This window comes from Vibrio sp. A11 (assembly GCF_013048705.1).
Classification (GTDB): Bacteria; Pseudomonadota; Gammaproteobacteria; order Enterobacterales; family Vibrionaceae; genus Vibrio; species Vibrio metschnikovii.
Genome location: NZ_VHSI01000048.1, coordinates 1 through 1,681, shown reverse-complemented (window position 1 = coordinate 1,681; position 1,681 = coordinate 1). Strand labels below are relative to the sequence as shown.

Here is a 1,681-nt window from a genome sequence, read left to right as displayed (position 1 = left end):
GCGCTATTCAAGATTATCGCTCTACCTACAACGATACCCGCGACTGGTTGCGACGCGATAAAGAAGGTCAGGACAAAGATAAGTCAACGGTAGACTGGGACGATGTGGTCTTTGAAATTGATTTGCTTAAATCTCAGGAAATCAACCTCGATTACATTCTTGAACTGATTTTTGATCACAATAAGAAGAACAAGAGCAAAGAAGGCTTGATTGAAGAAGTCCGCCGTATGATCCGCGGTAGCCTTGGCAATAGAGCGAAAGAGAGCTTGGTGGTTGATTTTATTAACCAGACAAACCTGGACGAAATCAATGACAAAGCCAGCATTATCGACGCTTTCTTCAAATTCGCCCAAGCGGAGCAGAAGCGCGAAGCCGAGGCCATCATTGCCTCTGAAAAGCTCAATATCGATGCTGCCAAACGCTATATTGCCTCATCACTCAAACGTGAGTACGCCTCTGAAAATGGCACTGCACTTAATGAGGCGCTGCCCAAACTTAGCCCATTGAACCCACAGTACCGAACCCAGAAGCAAACGGTGTTTCAGAAAATTGCTGCATTTGTTGAGAAGTTTAAAGGTGTGGGTGGGCAGATATAAGTGTTTTTAAGTGCTGTTCAGGAAGGAAGTTAAATAGCACAAGCGTCTGAAATTTATTGGTTTCTAGGCTGGTTGTCTTTTACGTGGAAGGTGAATTAAAAAATGGACAATGAAAACATAATCAGGTTTTTGTCATCAGACATAAAAAGGAACTCCGCGTCTTCGAAGAGAGAGCCAATCGAAATTGATCTTTCAAATGACGACTTAGCCTGTTTCAGACTTGTCGATCACAGACGAAGATGGACGCTATCAGTGGAACCCTTTTTTAGAAACATTATCCCAGTGGGCTACTAATAACCGCATTGAACGCTATTTTATTCGCTGGCGCGACGGACGGTGCAAGCAGCACGAGCAATTCTCAATTCTGGTGTTAAACCGGGTGATGACACCTGAGTTGCTCGCCTGGTTAACCCAGCCGAGCCCTGAGATTTTGCAAGCTATGTTTGAATCAATTGGCAATACCGATCCTGAGCATGCCCTGTCTAAATTGGTTATTGAAGCTGACCAAACCAGTGTCCAGCGAGACCTGAAAGTTCAACGCATTTCCTGCTTTGGAGTTCCGACGAGGTGGCCCCCATTCCATTGGGGCTAGTGATCAGCATTTTACCGGTAATGCCTTGGTTTTATGTTTGTTGGGGTTGGTGACAACTTACGATCCAGACAAGTGGAGCATGAGTATGAAACCGACCATGTCTTTGTGACTGGTTATTCCTTGGTTTCTGGACCATCTAGAGATGCTCAGACGCAAATCAAGGGTCATGTGTATATATGGTCACAGACAAAGAGTCACCGGCATCACCGTACATAACTCCACCAGATCAGAAGACGCCCGCATTATCTTTCACCTCAGTACCTCGTCGTATTCCATCGCGTGAAATTACCTTGGCTATTAATGGTCAGCAGTGGCCAATTAAGATTGAGATGAACAACTTCCACTCAACGCTACACCTTTCGAAAGCAGGGCGTCCGCATGAATGGTTAGAATTTAGCCGCCAACTTAAATCCAGCTAACAAGACTTGCTCCAAGAAGCCGGGGTTCATCATGCAACGCTTCTGCTTCATTGGCACACTAATTTTGGTTGGCT

Annotated in this window: 4 pseudogenes; all 4 read left to right on the top strand. The window is 45.3% G+C overall.

Annotation, left to right across the window (positions count from 1 at the left end):
* Positions 1-596 (top strand): annotated as a pseudogene (locus FKQ60_RS17190) (type I restriction endonuclease subunit R); the annotation flags it as partial.
* Positions 597-804: 208 nt separating this feature from the next.
* A pseudogene (locus FKQ60_RS17185) lies at positions 805-1,143 on the top strand (TraI domain-containing protein); the annotation flags it as partial.
* A pseudogene (locus FKQ60_RS17180) lies at positions 1,143-1,246 on the top strand (conjugal transfer protein TraL); the annotation flags it as partial. The pseudogenes FKQ60_RS17185 and FKQ60_RS17180, both read left to right, overlap by 1 nt.
* 83 nt (positions 1,247-1,329) lie before the next feature.
* Positions 1,330-1,523 (top strand): annotated as a pseudogene (locus FKQ60_RS17175) (hypothetical protein); the annotation flags it as partial.
* Positions 1,524-1,681 lie beyond the last annotated feature (158 nt).